At 44.1% G+C, this 19,467-nt stretch carries 15 protein-coding genes; 3 read left to right on the forward strand and 12 right to left on the reverse strand.

Annotation, left to right across the window (positions count from 1 at the left end):
* Positions 1–829: 829 nt before the first annotated feature.
* Together Q4A14_RS00535 and Q4A14_RS00540 are read right to left on the reverse strand one after the other, a co-directional pair.
* A complete protein-coding gene (locus Q4A14_RS00535; RefSeq protein WP_303169147.1) occupies positions 830–1,561 on the reverse strand; it encodes a DsbA family protein in 732 nt (243 codons plus the stop codon).
* A gap of 35 nt (positions 1,562–1,596) precedes the next feature.
* On the reverse strand, positions 1,597–2,250 hold the full coding sequence (locus Q4A14_RS00540; protein WP_303169149.1) for a DedA family protein: 654 nt from the start codon (positions 2,248–2,250) through the stop codon (positions 1,597–1,599).
* Between the two features lie 320 nt (positions 2,251–2,570).
* Here Q4A14_RS00540 and Q4A14_RS00545 point away from each other — a divergent pair, with 320 nt between their 5' ends.
* The 3 genes from Q4A14_RS00545 to radA are packed head-to-tail and all read left to right on the forward strand — an operon-like array spanning position 2,571 to position 5,454.
* Complete coding sequence (locus Q4A14_RS00545; protein WP_303169151.1) at positions 2,571–3,107, forward strand: NAD(P)H-dependent oxidoreductase; 537 nt, start codon at positions 2,571–2,573, stop codon at positions 3,105–3,107.
* 33 nt (positions 3,108–3,140) lie between these two features.
* Positions 3,141–4,058: a dimethylarginine dimethylaminohydrolase family protein gene (locus Q4A14_RS00550; RefSeq protein WP_303169153.1), complete on the forward strand. Its 918-nt coding sequence runs from the start codon at positions 3,141–3,143 to the stop codon at positions 4,056–4,058.
* A gap of 10 nt (positions 4,059–4,068) precedes the next feature.
* On the forward strand, positions 4,069–5,454 hold the full coding sequence (radA, locus tag Q4A14_RS00555; protein ID WP_303169155.1) for a DNA repair protein RadA: 1,386 nt from the start codon (positions 4,069–4,071) through the stop codon (positions 5,452–5,454).
* A 217-nt stretch (positions 5,455–5,671) separates the two neighbouring features.
* On the opposite strand, the gene Q4A14_RS00560 is transcribed toward radA, so the two are convergent.
* The 10 genes from Q4A14_RS00560 to Q4A14_RS00605 all read right to left on the reverse strand — a co-directional run bounded on the left by Q4A14_RS00560 (position 5,672) and on the right by Q4A14_RS00605 (position 19,146).
* Entirely contained in the window at positions 5,672–6,148 is a 477-nt protein-coding gene (locus Q4A14_RS00560; RefSeq protein WP_303169156.1) for a low molecular weight protein-tyrosine-phosphatase, read from the reverse strand.
* Between the two features lie 23 nt (positions 6,149–6,171).
* Positions 6,172–8,577 (reverse strand): primosomal protein N', encoded by a 2,406-nt coding sequence (gene priA / locus Q4A14_RS00565; RefSeq protein ID WP_303169158.1) that lies wholly within the window; start codon positions 8,575–8,577, stop codon positions 6,172–6,174.
* A 24-nt stretch (positions 8,578–8,601) separates the two neighbouring features.
* On the reverse strand, positions 8,602–9,714 hold the full coding sequence (locus Q4A14_RS00570; RefSeq protein WP_303169160.1) for an LptF/LptG family permease: 1,113 nt from the start codon (positions 9,712–9,714) through the stop codon (positions 8,602–8,604).
* 9 nt (positions 9,715–9,723) lie between these two features.
* The gene (gene tgt / locus Q4A14_RS00575) at positions 9,724–10,854 is read right to left on the reverse strand and encodes a tRNA guanosine(34) transglycosylase Tgt (protein WP_303169162.1); all 1,131 of its coding nucleotides are present in this window, start codon (positions 10,852–10,854) and stop codon (positions 9,724–9,726) included.
* A 509-nt stretch (positions 10,855–11,363) separates the two neighbouring features.
* Complete coding sequence (locus Q4A14_RS00580) at positions 11,364–12,989, reverse strand: hypothetical protein (RefSeq protein WP_303169164.1); 1,626 nt, start codon at positions 12,987–12,989, stop codon at positions 11,364–11,366.
* A gap of 41 nt (positions 12,990–13,030) precedes the next feature.
* The gene (locus tag Q4A14_RS00585) at positions 13,031–14,968 is read right to left on the reverse strand and encodes a fimbrial protein (protein WP_303169165.1); all 1,938 of its coding nucleotides are present in this window, start codon (positions 14,966–14,968) and stop codon (positions 13,031–13,033) included.
* Between the two features lie 16 nt (positions 14,969–14,984).
* Entirely contained in the window at positions 14,985–16,316 is a 1,332-nt protein-coding gene (locus tag Q4A14_RS00590) for a FimB/Mfa2 family fimbrial subunit (RefSeq protein WP_303169167.1), read from the reverse strand.
* A gap of 37 nt (positions 16,317–16,353) precedes the next feature.
* Positions 16,354–17,271, reverse strand: coding sequence for a FimB/Mfa2 family fimbrial subunit (locus tag Q4A14_RS00595; RefSeq protein ID WP_303169170.1), 918 nt, complete (start codon positions 17,269–17,271; stop codon positions 16,354–16,356).
* Positions 17,272–17,452: 181 nt separating this feature from the next.
* Positions 17,453–18,517 (reverse strand): fimbrial protein, encoded by a 1,065-nt coding sequence (locus Q4A14_RS00600; RefSeq protein ID WP_303169172.1) that lies wholly within the window; start codon positions 18,515–18,517, stop codon positions 17,453–17,455.
* A 50-nt stretch (positions 18,518–18,567) separates the two neighbouring features.
* Complete coding sequence (locus Q4A14_RS00605; protein ID WP_303169173.1) at positions 18,568–19,146, reverse strand: DUF3575 domain-containing protein; 579 nt, start codon at positions 19,144–19,146, stop codon at positions 18,568–18,570.
* Between the last annotated feature and the right edge of the window lie 321 nt (positions 19,147–19,467).

Consider the following 19,467-nt stretch of genomic DNA (forward strand, 5'->3'; position numbering starts at 1 on the left):
GACTCTCTTTTTTGTATGCTTTTCTGTATGTGCCTTTCTGTGTCTGTATTGGTTCATGTCTCCTTGATTTACCCACATTTGGTTTACTCGCCTTGTTCTCTTAGTCTTTTGTATCTCTCTTTCCCGGGCAGCTTTTTGGAGTTCTCTTTCTTTTTTTCTTTCTCTGTCAGCTTTTTCAGTCTTGCGACTTTCGCTTCTATCTCTCCTATCTCCCTTCGATTCCTATTCTTTTTCTACGCTTTTTGTGTAGCTTAATTCTATTACTGATGCTTATTACTCTTTTTGGGGGAAGGGGGCAGAGATGCTATTCGACTTCAATGGATGAGTGAGGTGTGGCTGTGTATTGTCTTTGCGGGTAGAAAGCGGATCAACAAAATATCCCCGAAGGCGTAACCTGACGCTTTCGGGGATTATATAATGACATTGCTGTCCGATAAAACTTTTGCATTCACTCGTAGCCTCATTCAAGCTCAGGTAATATTCGGATGTAAGCTCTCTTCCTCTAAAATAAATTCCTAAACACCTGTCATTCAGTAAAAATCATCAGCTGCCCGCTAAAATCTGCGTGAAAAGGACGTTATACAGCCCTGTGTTTGCGCCAGAGGTTTTTGAATAGTAGACTGGAGAAGGGAATGTGTACGATTATACGGTTTTCATCCTTCCTCAAGGTCGGCTGTCCGAAAAAAACAGTGCTGTATAAAGGTGGGGGGGTACTGAAACAAAATCAGACGGAATACAACCTATTTACTAGGATTGAAAGCCCTATTTTGCCCTCTTCTAAAGTTTAGCGGACAGCAATAATATAATGACGTAATAACGTTGTTTAGAGTTAATATGGAGCGGGCATATCACAGATTGCCGCACATTCGTCAGGCCCCATGGACTCATGATCCATCGTCATGACTTGGTGAGTGAAGGCCTTCCATTGTTTGTATGCAATTTGAAGTGTTTCGACAATTTTATCTTCATCAAGAAGTCCATCCATCATGAATCCATGATTGAAGTATACGGTCGGAATAAATCTTGGACAAGTCTGAGATGCTGCTGCTTGGTCTCCTATGATTTCAGACATATATTCGTTTGATGATAAGACTCTATCTACATCCTCTCCATCCAATCCTGCCTCTACTGCTACTCTCTTGATCTCTTTTTCATCTGAGAAGTCTACTCCATCACTAAAGTATCCTTTGCCGAAGGCTTTTGCAACTTCGAGGGTTAAGAACTTGTCAGTTGCCAACTTCATTACTCGAGCGACGTGGGTGGAGTTGATAATTTTTGCCTTTTCAAGTCCATACTCTAAGCCCTCTTTTTCTGCCATTTCTTTGAGTTTGGCAATTTTTTTGTTCAGCTTTTCTCCACCATCCCGATATTCATGCATTTGATCCACAAACGGCACGCTTTTTCCTATTTCCATTTCCGGATGTAGGATACTACTTTTCCATCTTACATGGACTTGATCCTTGTGTTCAAATCTATCCAAGGCTCTTGCGAGTACTTGTTCTCCAAGGTAGCAAAAAGGACACATGATATCACTCCAATAGTGGACAATCATTTTTCCCATAGTTATAGTAGTATGTATTTATGTTTATAAATGAGTTATTTGATAATTATGTTATTGCTCTTCGGCTTTTTGGTGGCCTTGTAAATCAGGATTCCAATAACTATGACTACAATTCCGATAATGACATAGCTTACCTCGCGACTATGTCGTGTGATATAGTCCATGAGTTGATCACGAGGTACGACAGATGCAGCATAGTAGCCAAGCCCGGCAAGGACTGCATTCCAAATCCCGCCTCCAATAGCTGTGAAGAGAATAAACCTGCCCAATGACATACGCGCCAAGCCGGCAGGTATGGATATTAGTTGTCGGATCCCTGGGATCAGTCGCCCCACGAATGTCGAAATGGACCCGTTTCGATCAAAAAACTTCTCTGCCTTTTCTACCTTAGCTGCATCTATCAGACAGATTGCTCCAAGGCGACTATTGGCAAATCTGTAAATGATGGGTCTTCCCAGATACATTGCCAATCCATAGTTGATTAGAGCTCCGATGACAGCTCCGAGAGTCCCAAATAATACCACAAGATAGACATTGAGATCTCCTGATGTCGCAGCTATGTATGCTGCCGGTGGGATAACCACTTCCGATGGAAAAGGTATGAAGGAACTCTCCACAATCATTAGAAGTGTAATCGTGAAGTAGTTGAGGTGCTCAAGGCACCATTCTATGAATGGCAAAGATTCCATAAATATCTCTTTTGTATTTTCAGTTTGATAAACACAGAACAGCCTCTCTTGGTTCATTTTATCTGTTGCATTTCGAGGCCCGATTGTCGTGTTTAATTCATGATATGTGTGAAGATCGGGAATAGATCATTTTGTCCTGAGTAATAATCTCTCCTATGTCTCAGGTACATTATTCCCGGTGGAAGCGAATGATGCTCATACCCATATTGATTCCAATGTTTCTCCCTCTCGCTAAAATCTTGTACTTTTGTGTCAGGCTCTTTACGAGCGACATTTTATAAGTACAATCAACTATATTCAGCATCACATATAATAAAAATATGAAAACATTAGTCGTTGTAGGACATCCAAACCTTTCAGGGTCATGTATCAATCGTAGATGGACCGAAGCTCTAAAATCTCTCCAAAGTGAGGACTTACATGTTCACGTCCTTACAGATGTGGTGAAAATTGATGGGAGTTTTGATCTCTTGTCCGAGCAAGCATTACTCCAAAAGTTTGATCGTATCATCTTGCAGTTCCCTCTGTATTGGTACATGGTTCCAGGAATCATGAAAGTGTGGATGGATACAGTATGGGCAGAGGGTTGGTGTTACGGTGAGGGTGGTACACACATGGAGGGCAAACTCTTAGAAGTTGCAGTCTCCTGTGGAGCTCCTGATTTTTGTTTTGACGAAAGCATTCCGGGCAATATATCACTTGAGAAGTACATGTCATTCATCATTGGTACTGCCGGGTTTATACGTGCCAAAGCGGGTGGTGTTTTTGCTTTTTATGGTGCCGGTAGTCCTAATTTAGAGGAGCGTCTTGAGGAGAATACGAAGCAGTACATAGACTTTGTGCTCCAAAAGAAATAATACATTGATATCTAATCAAAAAGTCAAATACTTATGATACATCTGAATGTAAATGATGAGTGTGGAACGCTCAAAACTGTGGTTGTGGGGTTGGGTACCGAACCCGGTCGCAAACCTACCCTCAATGAAGCTTATGATGCAAAGTCATATAATTCTATCATTAGAGGTGTCTATCCCACTGATGAGGCGATAGAGAGAGAGGTTAAAGGCTTGGCAGAGGCTTTGACAGCTCAAGGTATAGAGGTTTTGCGTCCTGAAAGCATACACGACTGCAACCAGATATTTGCGAGGGATGTTGCATTTGTCATTGAGGATAAGATTGTACGTGCCAATATTATAGAGGATCGTGCGGCCGAACTCAAGGCATATGACTCAATCTTCGCTAAGATTGATCCTGCCAAGATTGTCATTCCACCCTCACATGTCCATATTGAGGGAGGTGATGTTATTTTGTACTTTGATAAGATCTTTCTAGGCACTTATCTGTCTCCAAACTATTCTGACTACAAGATGGCGAGGACAAATAAGTACGCTATCGGGTTCCTCAAAGACCTTTTTCCTCACAAGGAAATTATACCATTGGAGCTTGTCAAGCATGATACCGATCCATATACCGGAGTCTTGCACCTTGACTGCTGTTTCCAGCCCATAGGTGGAGATAAGTGTGTTCTCTTCCCTGGAGGTTTCCGTCACAGAGAAGATTGGGAGTATTTGGTTGAACTCTTTGGTGTCGAGAATACATTCATTATCACTCGCGAGGAGATGTTTCAGATGAATCCCAACGTGTTTAGCATTTCACCTACGAAAGTCGTCATCGATAGCACATTTACTCGCCTCAAAGCGTGGCTCAATGCGCATGGTATAGAAACTGTAGAGGTCGCTTATAGGGAAGTTTCCAAGCTCGGCGGTTTGCTAAGATGCACTACATTACCATTGCGCAGGGAGTATTAATCTGATCAAGATGGCTAAAAAAGACAGTAAGACAGTCTACCTCTGCTCTTCATGCGGCGATGATTTCCCCAAGTGGGTGGGCAAATGTCCGTCTTGTGGATCATGGAATACTCTCAAGGAGTATACCGTACGTCCGGAGATCGGCAATGCCCGTACTATGATCAGCCAAAACCTGACCGAAAGGACTCCGATACCTCTCAATCAGGTTTCGGGTGAGGAGGCTCCACGTATAGACATGCTTGACGGTGAGTTTAATCGCGTCCTTGGTGGAGGACTTGTCAAAGGCTCACTTGTCCTCATAGGCGGTGAACCTGGTATCGGTAAGAGTACACTTGTCTTGCAGTCAGTTGTACGGCACCGTGGGCTCGACACCCTCTATATTTCCGGAGAGGAGAGTCCGGGGCAGATCAGGCTCCGTGCGGATAGGCTCGTCGACACCGGGGAATGTGCTAATTGCAAACTTTTCAGCGAGACTGATCTTGACCTTATTATCCAAACAGCTATCAATGAACGTCCGGATCTACTTGTGATAGACTCCATACAGACCATGCAGACGGCTTCGGCAGAGTCTTCGGCAGGCAGTCTTACCCAAGTGAGGGAGTGTACATCTGCTCTCCTTAACTTTGCCAAGGAGTACAATATCCCGATCCTTATTATCGGACATATCACAAAGGATGGAAATCTTGCAGGCCCCAAGGTGATGGAGCACTTGGTCGATACCGTGCTTCGTTTCGAAGGCGATCAAAATCATCAGTATCGTATCCTCAGGAGTCTTAAAAATAGATTTGGGAATACTTCTGAGATAGGTATATATGAGATGCGTAGCGAGGGACTGAGGGAAGTGACCAACCCTTCTGAGTTGCTGTTGACAGGTGGTGATGATAGCCTCAGTGGTGTTTGTATTGCTGCGACGATAGAGGGAGTCCGCCCCTTGCTGATAGAGGTACAGGCCCTTGTCAGCTCCGCTATTTATGGGACACCTCAGCGATCAGCCACGGGAGCAGATATCCGACGCATGAATATGCTCCTTGCCGTACTTGAAAAAAGAGCCGGGTTTAAGCTCATTCAAAAGGACGTTTTTCTCAACATTGCAGGAGGGTTACGCATATCGGATCCTGCATTGGACCTTGCGATACTTGCTTCAGTACTTTCCTCCAACCTTGATTTGCCGATAAAGAGGCATATATGTGTAACCGGAGAGGTCGGTCTCAGTGGAGAAGTGAGAGCAGTTTCTCGGATAGAACAACGGATCTCTGAGGCGAAGAAGATAGGATTCTCAACTATCATTGTCCCAAAAGATAATACCAAGGGAATGGACTTCTCAGGAGCCGGGATCCGTATCGTTCCGGTGTCTCGGGTTGATGAGGCTTTCAGATTTCTTTTTAAGGAGTCGTAGCATTTCTGGAGAATCCTTTCTTTCAGACGTTGTAGAAGGTTCTCAATTGATATGCCTACTTCGATGACATAAGTTGCCTATCTTGATTCGTCAAGATAGGCAACTTTTTTGATCCCTTGATATTGAGGAATGTACGATAGAAGACAAATGTCCGGCTCTAAATCTCTAAGGATTGGGCTGGACTTTTTCATTTATAGCCATTACTTTTTCTTGTCGTTCACCGTCTTTCAGATACTTGCTTGAGGAGATGATCCACTCCATCTTCCAATAGGTCGACTACCAAATCAAATCCTTTTGCACCTCCATAGTATGGATCGGGGATGTGGTCATAATCCGGATGTGAGGTGAGATAGTCTGCCATGCGCACAATTTTTCGAGAGGCTTCGACAGTGGGAGCCTTGTCATATAGGGCTTTTACATTGCTGTCATCCATACCAACGAGGAGATCAAAGTCATCAAAATCTTCATAAGTGACCGGGCGAGAGATGGAGGTCACTTCGTATCCCCTCTCTCCTCCGTGTTTGCGCATGCGAGGATCTGCCTTTTCGCCCTCATGATACCCCATAATACCAGCGGAGTCCACCGATATATGGGTGAGTCCCTTTGTATTGATTATCTTGTTTGCAACAGCTTCGGCCATTGGTGAGCGACAGATGTTGCCAAGACATACGAATAGTATTCTGTACTTGTGCATTGAATTTATATGTTTTGATGTTTTTAGTAGATTGGATCTACATCAAAGTAGATCCTGGTGTTTCTGTTATTTGCCTTCTCCAGAGCACTATCGGTAGCTTCGTAAAGCTGTTGTCGTATCTGTCCTAAATCTGAGGTAAGGGGGATCATGATCGAGACTTTGTATCCTGCTTCTACCCACTGTTTCCGGTTCGGACGAGGAGCAGGACCAAAGACTGAAAGATCTTCATATTTACGACAGTGTGAGACTATGTTTGTCGAAACATCTTGGGCTGCTTTCTTGTCTGACGACTCGACATAGATATCGATCATGCGTGAGAAAGGAGGATAATGGACGGTAAATCGCTCTTGTAGTTCGTGCTCGAAGAGTTGCATGTAGTTTTTATCTCTGAAAGCAAGCAGTGCATTTTGGTTGTCGATCAAGTACTGGATGACAATCTTCTTGAGATGAGGGCTTTCGTTCTCAAACTGACAAAGAAGCCTGTAGGCTCTCTCATTGGCACGAAAGTCATGCATCATAGCAAGCAAGTCAAACTGAACTATGGCAATAAGAGAAACTCTATCGAGGAGCGCACGGGGAACTTCATTGTCAGAAGAAAGGATGATGTCTGCCCCAAGGTTTTGGGAAACATCGCTGAGCTTGTCGGTTATGGTCGCTATCTGTGCTTCCGGATAGATGTGCGCTACCTCTGTGGCAAGGCGTTCGACCCCGGTACCTTCAAACGTCAATGATTCGTGACCACACTCCGGACAGGTTTGTGGCACGGGTTCATGATGCCCGCAGAATGGGCATACGATACTTTTGCTATGCTCAAAGTATCTATATGGGACTTTACATTTTTGACATTTGATGGGGATATTGCACTCTTCGCATATGACGGAGCGAGCATACCCTTTGCGGTGTAGCAAGAGCAGGCTTTGCTCTCCTCTATGGAGGGTCTCTCGGATCGCATCCATTAGTTCGAATGAGAGAAGCCTTCCTCTCACCTTGTTTTTTTCAAAGGACTCCTTTAGTGATACAATCTCACAGTCAATCCCCTTTTTTACCATAGGTACGCTTACATAAGCATATCTTCCTTCTTTAGCAAATATCTGTCTGTCCACAGAGGGGGTTGCAGTTGTCATTACGACAGTCGATTGAGTCAACCGGGCAAGTACAAGGGCTACATTGAGAGCATTAAATCTCGGTGCCGGTTCAAACTGTTTGTAACCCGTGTGCTCTTCGTCTACCACAACTACAGATCGAAGCTTCGAAAACGGCAGTAGCGCAGCTTTACGCAACCCAACATACAAACCCGATTTTCCATTCAGAGTCTGATACCATGTGTTGTTGCGATCACGGACAGGTATATCGGAATGAAATTGAAAAAGAGCATCTTTGGAAAAATTGGCTTCGAGGCCGGGCGTAAGTTGTTGCAAAACATCTTGAGTTGGTAGGAGAAGCAATACTTGTCCACCACTTTTGAGTATATCTGAGATAAAGGCATAGGGGATACGCTCATGGATCGATGACCCCGGTAGGTGTGCCAGTACTATTTTCTGATCCTTGAAGCAATCTTTAAGACAGTCTGACAGCTCATCTACCACATCTGAAGAGATGCCTATTGGAGAAAAGATGGAGGACTGAAGGAGCATTTCTTTTTCTTCAAATACTCCATGGCCTCTGAGTTTGTTGATGACTCCTATACCGACCATATATTTCTCTGACAGCGCATTGAGAGACATCGGTATACTATCTCTATGACTCAAGTCTGAGTCCCCTTTTGTCTTATGATTTTCAACGATCTGTTCCAAAACTCTCAGACCTTTCGGACTTCGCCCGAGGGCTTTCCGGATCTCCTCCAGTCGATCGACATCTGATAGCAGTGACGTAGATACGCACCAGCCTTTTATCACTTTCGGCATAGAGGAAAGTTCTTGGGTCTCACTGACTATGATGTCTCCACGCTGCAAGAGTTTTGATAAGTCCTTGAAAGAAACTTCCGGAAAATTCCTTTTGAACTGTTTCAGAGTGAATACCTTGGGTAGACTTTTCAGAGCCTCTGATAGTCGGTTTCCCTCTTTTCCCTCTGTGTTGACTGTATAATGTGTCTCCCCATCAGGACGATAAGCTGCGGGGATCATAGCTTTGAAGACCTCTCCTTCACTACACATATAATACTCTGCCATCCAAGAGAGCAATTGCCAAGTGCTTGGTGGTAGAGAAGGGTAGGGATGTAGATTGAGTATCGGTTTATACTTTATCGAAGGGTCGGGGAGGGTCGATGATAAATCAACTATAAGTCCGGAGTATACTTTCCCGGGGCCATAGCTGACACTCACCAAACGATAGAGCAACTCCTGTTGTTCCATCCCCTTTGGTACGATGTACGTATATCGGCACTTTCGCAGCGATAGAGGTAAGAGTACGTCGGCATACAGCGATGGCATGGGGGACAGATATAGGAGGTTTGTTTATTTTCTTGCTCTGTAATAGAAGAATAAGGCTATCGGGACATAAAGTATGTTGGGTAACCAAGTTGCCACAAAAGGGGACATCTCTCCACTGATAGCGTAAGTACTTGAGACTGTAAAGAGAAGTATATAGGAGAATGCAAGGGCAAGGCCAAGTGCAATATTGAAGCCGAGCCCCCCCTTGACCTTACGAGCCGAAAGTGAGACTCCAATCAAGGTAAGGATAAATGCCGCAAGCATAGAGGCAAACCGCCTATGGTACTCTACCTGAAAGTTTTTGATGTTTCCAAGTCCTCTTCTCTTCTGACTTTCGATGTACTTATGTAGTTGATAGGTCGTAAGGAGTTCGCTATCCCCTTCAGAGATAAGGAGGTCTGCAGGCCTGAGCACCATGACGGTGTCAAGCTCTTCTCCGGCCTCTGTATGCTCATACAGACCTTCGAAGTTACGTATTCTATAGTCCTTTATTGTCCAGTTGTCACCCCCGTTGTAGATAATCCTCTCTGCTGTCAATCGCGAGACAAGGCTCTTGCCCTCGTATTTTTCCATGGAGAAGTTGCGCCCTTCGTTGTCTCTCGAGTCAAAAGATCCGAAGAAGGCAAAGACATTTGGCGCTACCTCAAGTTGGAGGTTGTCGTCCACTACCACTTTTTTGTCTTTGATGTACTTATACTGGAACGCTATGCGGGTTTTGTTGAGTTTGGGCAAGACTCCACTACTGAACGCAAAAGACACAAGGCTCAATATAGCGGCAGATATCATGTACGGACGCAAAAAACGAGTGAAGCTCATCCCTGATGCAAGTATGGCTATGATCTCGGAGCGCGCAGCCAATTTTGATGTAAAGAAAATGACCGTGATAAAGATGAACAGGGGAGCTAACAAGTTGGCGAAGTATGGAACCAGGGCCAAGTAGTAGTTGAATATAATCTCATACATTGATACCTCAGGCTTAAGCAAATCCGAGAGGTTTTCCTGTACGTCGATGACCACGATAATAGCCATGATCAACATAAGGATAAACATGAATGTCCCTAAGAATCTGCTGATGATGTACCTGTCGATCCTGAGCAGCCCGATGCGGTCGTATAGTTTAGTTAGCTTTTTGTTCATCTCTTCAAATCAAAGACGTTGGGAGAGTGCCGGTAAAACAGACGCTTTCCATTGAGAAAAATCTCCTTGTATAATATGCTTTCGTGCTGTCCGCACAAGATCCAAGTAAAATGCAAGGTTGTGTATAGATGCTATTTGTAGTGCCAATATCTCTTGTGATACCATGAGGTGCCTTACATAAGCTTTGCTGTAGGTGTGATCCACAAAAGAGGTCCCTTGAGGATCGAGCGGAGAGTGATCATTCGCCCACTTGGCATTACGCATATTCATCGTGCCCTGCCAAGTAAACAGTTGCCCATTACGTCCATTGCGAGTAGGCATGATACAATCAAACATGTCGACACCTCTCTCGATACCTTCCAATATATTTGCAGGAGTCCCGACTCCCATGAGATATCTGGGTTTGTCTTTCGGAAGGACTTCATTGACGACCTCGATCATATCGTACATTGCTTCGGTGGGTTCTCCTACCGAAAGTCCTCCGATGGCATTCCCGTCAGCTCCATATTCTGCAACTTTCTTTGCAGCTTGTCTCCTCAGGTCAGGGTAGACACATCCCTGCACTATGGGAAACAGTGATTGTCGATATCCGTAGAGAGGTTCCGTTTCGTTGAATCTTTTGAAACAACGATCCAACCAACGTTCCGTCAGAGCCAGTGACTCTTTTGCATATCTATAGTCTGCATCCCCGGGCGTACACTCATCAAAAGCCATCATGATATCAGCACCTATGGCTCTCTCTATATCCATCACTCTTTCCGGAGAGAAAAGATGCTTTGAACCATCTATGTGTGACCGGAATACGACCCCTTCTTCACTCATTTTACGTCTGTGCGTGAGTGAAAAAACTTGGAAGCCTCCGCTGTCCGTCAGTATGGGCCTATCCCAACTGTTGAAGCGGTGCAGGCCTCCTGCCTCTTTGATGATATCTGTCCCCGGTCTCAAGTATAAGTGGTAGGTATTTCCGAGGATAATCTCTGCACCTATATCGTCTTTTACTTCGTGCATGTGCACCGCCTTTACCGAGCCTACCGTCCCAACGGGCATGAAGATCGGAGTGTGGATGTCACCGTGATCGGTGTGCAAAATCCCCGCTCGTGCAGATGAGCGGGTGTCTGTTACTTCTATGTCAAATCTCATAATTTGCAAATTTACTATATTTCGCAGACACTACCTTATGGGATGACATAAAGATCAGGGCAACCGCATTAAAATGTAAGTGCCTGATTATCAATCATAGTTTTGAGTGCATTCTTTATCTTTGAATATAATCCTCAAAATGCAATCATTTGAAAATTAGCAACTTGTGTTTTGTCGAGATTTTTGATGCGGTTGCCCTGCATAAAGATCATATTTGCAGATCTTGTGGTCCGCCTTTCCCGACCGATGATCAGAAGGCTCCGGGACCTGTATGGTGATTCAGTATCAGGGACGAAGAATAGTCTGCTCAGACTCTTCCTGAAAAAGATATAGAAGCCTCGAAATCGATGTGTCTAACTTGATGAATGAAGTTGTCTAACTTGATGTGTCAAGTTAGACAACCTTTTTGGAGGAGGTATACCCCCATATGGAGTTTCCATATATCAAAGACAAAGGGTCGGTGAGGCGATCCTCACCGACCCTTCATCTGAAATCAGGTCATTGTTATTTTAGTTATTTACTACGTTGACAGATGTTTTGTACAAGCCTTGGTTGGCTGATATCTGTATAGTCTCTGCATTGTCACTCTTGTTGGAGTGGAATTTCAACGGAAGTGCCGATCCCGGTTTGTATGAGTCAGGGATATGATAGGTGTACACCGGCTTGCCCCCTTCGATGGACAATGTCATCGGGTTGCTTTCGTGAGGATAGAAGTTTTCTGTCGTGAAACTGATATCCGTTGGTAGCAATTGGCTCGGGAAACTGCTTGGTAATCCACCTTCAAGCGTGATAAGGGCTTTTTGTATCCTTTGTGCAACCACGTTTGGGAGCACTTGTGTGAAAGGCTTGCTTACGACAACAATGACAGATCTATAGATGCGGACATTTTCTCCTGCGGCATTTTTGTGATCGACGTAGACTTCTACTCTTGATCTCAACTCTTTGTCTGACATTGGCTTGAGAGTCATGTTTACTTCTCCGTCAGCTGATTTTGTGAGATTGATGATCGCCGGTTCATATCCTGCGACGGGTAAAACCCTTGGTTCTTTGATCTTTGAATTGTCGATCCGGAATGTGCCTCCATTTGCCTTTTCGCTGTAAGTTGCTTTGAACTTTGCAGTGCCCTCTGTGGTGACAAAGATGAAGTTCTTGTCGACCTCGAGTTTGTGTTTGCCGTCGGTGATTGATGGATACACTTCGAGTGCGGCATCTTGAGAGAAGTTTGTATTGGCTGCAGCACCCGCGAGAGCTTCCTGTTTGGTGCTGGCTCCGGCTGATGATATCGTACCTATCGTGAGGGTGTAGAGTTTGTTACGCTCGAGATTTACACGATTTCCCTGATCGTCAACAATGTCAATCTTATAGTAGGTCTTCTTTCCATTGTATATGCCCTCAAGGATGACGCAGGAGTAATTTGCAGAGGCTTCTATATTTTTTCTTTCGGGTGTGTAGACGGTTGTGCCAAGACTTTGTTCAGAGCCAAATACCAATGTCTCGTCAGAAGGTACTGTGATCACACCGGTGTCAAACTGTCGTGTTAGGGTATTGAACGGTGCTACTGTCGCATACTTGTAGTTATATACAGAGTATTTGTCTTGTGTAAGCACGCTTGAGTCATATCCCCTTATCACTCTGATCTGTGCCATTGCAGGGAGTACTTGTATCGGAGCTGTCCCCAAAGGGTCAGTCCCTATAAAGCCGTTGTTCAGTGTCTTGGTCTGCCAAGCCACAGGATTATCGGTCTTGGACGTATTCGATGCGGGTAGTATTTCTCGACTGTCTTTGCCTTTGAGCTCTATCCCGGCCCATTGCGCCCAATCATAGTTGATGAGGAAGTGGACGATACGCTTTTTGCCGGTTTTGGTTACTTTGACTTTGTATTTGGTTGTTTGTTTGACTGCGGTTACCTTTTTTATGATCATTCCGTCTTCGTCACAAATGAGGAGGTCTACGGTATTGATCGTGAAGGGAGCTGCTCCCTCAACCCTAAGCGAACTTTCATCACCATCGAGAGAAAAAGATATTTCTTGCATCTCTTCACCATTGATGGGGTCGTGGTCGTCTGCATACTTACATGCAACTATCAGTACGCTTAAAGCCAATAGCCAGAGTATCTTATGTGTTATTGCTTTCATAATTCTTACTTTCTTAAGTTTTATCTCTGATAGTTACTTTATTATTTCACGTCTCTGATACAGCGGGTGTGCGCACTGGTCGTTGACGACCCTGATGTCGGATTGTTTAATTTTACAGCAGGGAAGGACAGATTTGACCAGTAGTAGAGCCCTGTCATGATGGATTTGACTGCGCTCTGTGGATCCTTTTGGAGTTTCTCTATAAGCAGGATTTCGGCCTTGGTTGGGAGTCTCCAGTCTTTCAACTTTACAGGTTGCCCATTTTCCATGCGCTCTTCCCAATAGTCTGCGCAGTAGAAAAGTGCGTTTATATTTGTATCTCCACTTCCCCTCGCAATGTAGTGCCCTTGGGCATCCTTTACTTGATAAGGCATAGGGATAGAGGCTCCTAACTGAGAAGCAAGCTCAAAGCTCGGTGACACCATGTTGGCTGTCTCTTCATTATCGACAACAACATCTTCTGTTAGTACTACGGTGCCACTACCTTGTGTCTTGTAAAACTTTATCCTTGTTTTAGGAGGGAACCCAAGGATGTGCTTGCCGTCCGGAACTAATGATACCACATTGTATATGGCCTTGTTGTTAAGGTGTGGTGCCAAATTTCCGTCCGGCTGAGAACTGGATTTTGTACCCCACGTGCTTGTGATAAATTCGCCCGGGTATTGCTTGATTTCTACCTCAATGGGATCGATACCAAAGTAAGTCTTATGCGCCAACTTGAATGTGATGATCTTTGGTACTGAGTTGACCGGCACTTTTGATGTGATTCGGATCTTGTGGTCCGCAGTCAGTTCGACCGTTGGAATTTGATCCCCTGTTGCAGGAGGAGTCTGTTCAATGCCATTTGCATCAACGTACTTAGAGAATGCTTTGACATCTCTGATCTCTACCTCATCAGAAGTATTGTAGTCAATGAGATAAGAGTTGATGTTTTTCATCTCCGCTTTGTTCTCAGAGATCACGAGGTAGTGAGCTTTGTTGACGGTCACTGTAGAGACAACCCCTGATGTGGTTTCCACTTTTTCAAACTGTATGCAGACATCCATAGAAGGCTGCTCAGGATCCAAACTACCGAGCTTTATAACTGTTATCCTAACGCGGTACAAGTGATTGGGATTGAGCACGAGATTGGTTTGCTCTCCGGATAGATAGGCTCTGTAGAAGTAATTGTATATCTGAGTGTCAGCACTATTCATTTTTTGTATAGGTACTGTCAAGTCTATATAGGTGGAATTGTCCTCACTATTTCGATAGTTGGCGTAAGAATAGAATGTCGCATTTGCTGCCAAAGGCTTCAACTGTGAAACATCCTCTGTCTCCATAAACTCCGGAAGTGTTTCTTCTTTTGACAAGTAGGATTTTGTGGTTGAATTTTTCAATGTGAACTTGATATTTCCTTGAATCCGGTAACCGGAGAGTACAAAACCGGTTACACCAACCTCAATCTTTACTGCAAGACGCTTCATACTGACTAATCCCAAATTTCTGCTTGCCGCATTGATCTTTGGGCTAACTCCGGAGAGCATGCCTGTCATGACAAAACTACCCGCTGATCCATCAGGTTTTGTATTGATAATTGTCGATTTGAAGGCATCTAATGTCGTCACATCAAGTTTATTTGCATTAGCTACAAAATAGACATCGTACGAATGATTCCCGTCAAACAAGTTTTGTTGTGCCTTCGCCACCGGTAGGAAGAGTAGTTGTTCTTCTTTAGATGTTGAAGGGACAGTAATTTCTGAGCTGAAAATCAAATTAGCCCCATTGAAGAAGTAGGCGTGAAGAGTCTGTATCTTTCTCTCGTCGGCCGTACCCTGATCTTCCGCACGAGTTTGGACAGTAGGGATAGGTAATTTCAGCCGGAAACTCAGATTATCATCATCATACTTCGCAGGCTCCCACTCCTTGTTACTGCAACCAGTGAGTGTAGCGGCCAGCAGAAGAGAAGTTGTGAAGAGTATTTTGACTAAGTTTTTCATATTATTGGTCGATTTCTTAGTTGTTTATCTGTTTAATTGTGAGTGAAGTTTGCCCCGGATAAAACTCTACGAGTTTCTTCTCATGGCTTGGCATAATGAGAGTAATAGTGAGTTTGGTCTTACGTTCTTGTCCCCCATGGATAGCTTTGAGAGGTCTGACCGTAATCGTCTTTTTCTGACCTATTTCCCCATAGCTGCTTGCCGGATCCGCGAAAGCAAACTCGTTGCCATTATCCAAAGTTGCCACCCACTTCGTCCCTTGTTCGGCTTTTAGCAGTGTAAATTCAAATGAGAATGGACTGCTCATGGAAGTCTCGTGTTCTTCTTGAGTAAACTGAACGTTGAACAGTGTTTCTATCGGGTCATCTTTTACCTGAACATGACTTTGTACTACATTCCAAGGCAGTACATCAGTTTTGAGTACCAATCCGTCGATGGCTCCGGGACGTGTGATGGTTGCCGTGATTTTGTAATGATAGTTACGTAGTATTTGTAGAGACCCGTCGTTGGGGTACTCTGAAGGGTTTCCTAAGTCATCGCCCGAGATTGTGCTATTGATGACTGCCCTGTATGTTGTGGGGATATCATCATATTTCCCCCTGATGACCAATGCTGTTGCTTTATCTACTGCCGAGGGCTTGTATTCGTTGACATAGACGGGATCAAGTTGCAGCTCTCCGGACTGATCAAACACGTATGTCCCCCCGGTTCCTGTTATTTTACCTGAATAATTCTGAATGTTGGAAGTTGAAGTAAGTCCCTCAATCAAAGTTGTATGATCGGCGTTATTTTCAAGTAATATCTCTTCCACAACTAACTTGTGAGCGGCAACTTCTTCGTTTACCAACTTGATCGATATTTTTGCTACCACTCTCTTCAGAGATATATTGGCTGTCTCCGGCTGGTCTGCCCTTACCTCTACTCCTTCCACCTTGCCAAACATTTCAAACGGAGGTTGTCTGAATGTATTTTGAGATGTTGTTATCAAAGATCCATCAAATCCGGCTTTTGTCTTTATCTCCTTGAGCTTTAGTTTCAGTGCAGGAGAGGGATTGGCTACCACATACACGTCTTTGTGTCCGACAACGACTTCCATTACCGGTATTGTGGGATTAGGATATTCTTTGGCAACCTCCAATCTGTCTCCGTGAAAGATAAACAGCATCAATTCCCGTATCTCTTTCTCCTCTGGTTCTGATCGTACGGATGTTTCTTCCGAAGAGAATTGCAAGTAGATGAGTCCTGTCTCTTCCGGATTAGATGAATTTTTATCCGTCTTACATGAGAACAGGATCGCAATGACAGAGGCAAAGATGAGCGTAAGTTTAATATAGGATGTTCTTTTCATAGCCTTCTTATATTAGTCTGTGTTAGCTATTCTTTAGTTATTTATTACCCAAGATGATGTGCTGGTAGACTTCATCCCAGTCTGTGATCACGACAGATACAGAAATACTGCTATAGAAGTCGATCACGATGTTCAGCACTTTCCCGAGGGTAGGGACAAAGGGCTTTCCGTCCTTGCCTACACTAGCAGAATGTATAACAGTGCCGTTGAAGAGGATATCTACAACATAGGCTTCACTGTTCTTTGGAGGAAAGGCTCTGAAGAGTCCTGTTTTTGTCATGACACCATCTGCATCTGTAGTCCCATCCACAGAAATGCCTGTTTCTGTACCTCCAAATGCCCCTTTGTTGTCATATAGACTCTGTACCTTTCGTAGTATGAAGGAATATTTACCCTCCTTGTTACTATTCCATTGTTTTAGTCCTACTGCAGTCATGGAGACTTGTGCCGTCTTGCGTCTGATTTCCACGACATGATTTCCGGAAGGCTCAAGACCTCCTGTGACGATAGGCGCTACGATTTCACCTTGGAAGAGATCCGAGGGTTGCATCGAAAGTCCCTCGCCTGCACTCTTGAGTGTAGCTTTGATTTCATCAACGTGTTTGATAGAAGCCGGATTGGGAAATCCTATTTGTTCGTTGATATTCCCCCATGCGGACACCCGAACTGACCCTTTTTGCCCATATTGGAATTCGACTTCAATGGGAACTCTTGATTTGATCTGTTCTTCAGTCATTTTAAGGGTTTTGATGACGTCTCCCTGATCATTGATGATGAAGACGACCGCATTCTTGACATCTCCATTGGCAGTAATGTCTTTGTCGTCGGCATCCAGAGCTTTGAGGTAGATGCTGAAAGGTCGCGGACAGTCGCTGTTATCCTCTTTTATACAGCTTGTGAGCGAAAGCATCCCTAGGATTACTCCGGATAGAAGTACTTTAAAAGTCCTATTCATAGCGATATAGTTAGATGTTAAGTTATTCTTGACAAATTTCTCTTGGCCTTTTAGCACCACGGAAAAGATTTCTCGTTTCCGTGGTTGATCGATTTTTGCGAGGGGATCGATCTTGATACTATCTACTGTTTTTACTCACAGAACGATGAGTGATAGCATGTACACCCCTAAGTCGTGAGGATTACCAAGTGACATTTTGGTTAGTTTCTTCCCAGTCAGCAACTTGGATGTTGACTTTGATACTACCCTTCTTAGCTCCATCAATATTTGGTGCTCCCATGTTTGTGATTGAGCCTGAAAGGATATGAACTGTATTGCGAAGAATCTTGTTATTGTTTTCTTTACCCTTGATGTCCACTTTATAGTACATATAGCCCTCAGCATCAGTGTAAAGTCCTTCTGCAGAAACAGCTTGTCCGCCTTTCTTTGGCTTACCACGTAGAACTAACTTCATAGGGGTATTGCCAGCCTCCATCAATGGGTTGACATAGAAATATGGCGCTTTATCGCTTGTTATCTCGAATGTTACGTTACTCTGCAAAAGACCTTCAGCCTCTTCCTTTGTATCAAGGTTGGCGATAGAAGACCATTTTTTACCAATTAGCAGACCCCCCGGTTCGCCGACTGCACCTGTTCCCATTTTGACAACTTTAGGGACATCGTACATTGCTACTTCCACGTCAGCTAGTTCATCAAAGAATTTCTTAGCCTCTGGGTCAAGATTTAATTCAAGTTGGCGAAGGTCGACACGTGCAACAAGTCTCTTCACAGTGATTGCTTGTTCCGCAGTCTTTCCTTCTTCTACTTGTACGGTCGTAAACAAATCTCCATCTTGAGTCATCAACAGCCCCTTACCTGCTACATCCTGAGTTGCGTAAGTGTACTGAGCTTCTTTCAAGGCGTCTTTTGTTGAGTTTTCTGCCAAATCAGAATTGACAAACACAAATACATCGCGTGATCCGACTGTAATGCCTTCTAATGTCAATGTTGTAGCTGCGGCTTCCCCATATTTTTCGCGAATATCACCATTGAATACCCATACTTGAAGTTTCTTTACCACCTCTTCTCCAGGGATGAGATTGTTGGTTAAGCCTGACAAGTTTCCTTCTGCACGTAGTTGAGTGCCGACAGTAATCTTGATAGAACCGGTAGCTTGTTCTGCTACAGGCGTTTGCTGATCTTCCTTACACGCGAACACGCCAAGGATCATTGCAGCACCAAGAAAAACAGATGTAATCTTTTTCATAGTTAAATAATAAATTAGAGTGATTAATAAATTGGTTTAATGTTAGTTCCTTAAATCTTGTATACAAGGGCTATGGCAGCCTTTGTGACACCGATATGGTTATGTTTTCCTTCTCCAATTTTACTTCCACACTTGATGCACTTAAATTTTTCATAGTCAATACGTGCGTAGCCAAGAGATAGACCAAACTCAATGCCCCAATGCTTGGCAAAATCATAGCGATACCCGTAACCAAGTCCGACACCGTAGAATGTCCCTTCGTATCTGAAGTCCTTTATATAGCTCAATGGCTTGATAGGTATGTTCCATCCTACTGCATTGAACTGCCCTCCAAATAGATCCATTGCTACAAAGTGACCTCCTTGTGCCACTTCGTCGAAGTAGTAGCGTATAGAAGGGCGCACCATATAGTGTTTGATTTTCTTTTCTCCGAAGACGAAAGGGTTGTAGGCCCCGGTTATCTCAGCGGAGATTTTTGATGACAGAGCGACCTCAAGGGCGAGGTTCGGTGTTACCGGTAGCGCGGTGTGGACAAAATCTGTCTTGATTGTCACAGCTCTCTGGCCATCTGCTTTGATTACAGCAAGCGATAGTGAAGCCAAGAGCAGGATTACAATACGTAGTTTCATAGCTAAATGTCTGATAGTTAATATAATCCTTTTATAAAACGAAATGTGGAGTTTTGCCACAGTACAGAAAGTACATGCACCCTCTTTCCCCCTCAGGATTTAGGTCTTGTGTCTTTCGGATTCCGCTTCCCCCATATTGCGTTTTCCTTAATCTTATGCCGTACACACATATCGAAGATGTTACGTCATGTATCACCGCCAACATACGTATGCCGTCAGCATATCTATTCTACTTATTTGTTCGAAACGAAATGTGGAGTTTTGCTACAGTACAGAAAGTACATGCACCCTCTTTCCCCCTCAGGATTTAGGTCTTGTGTC

This window comes from Porphyromonas sp. (genome assembly GCF_030529325.1).
Taxonomy (GTDB): Bacteria; Bacteroidota; Bacteroidia; order Bacteroidales; family Porphyromonadaceae; genus Porphyromonas_A.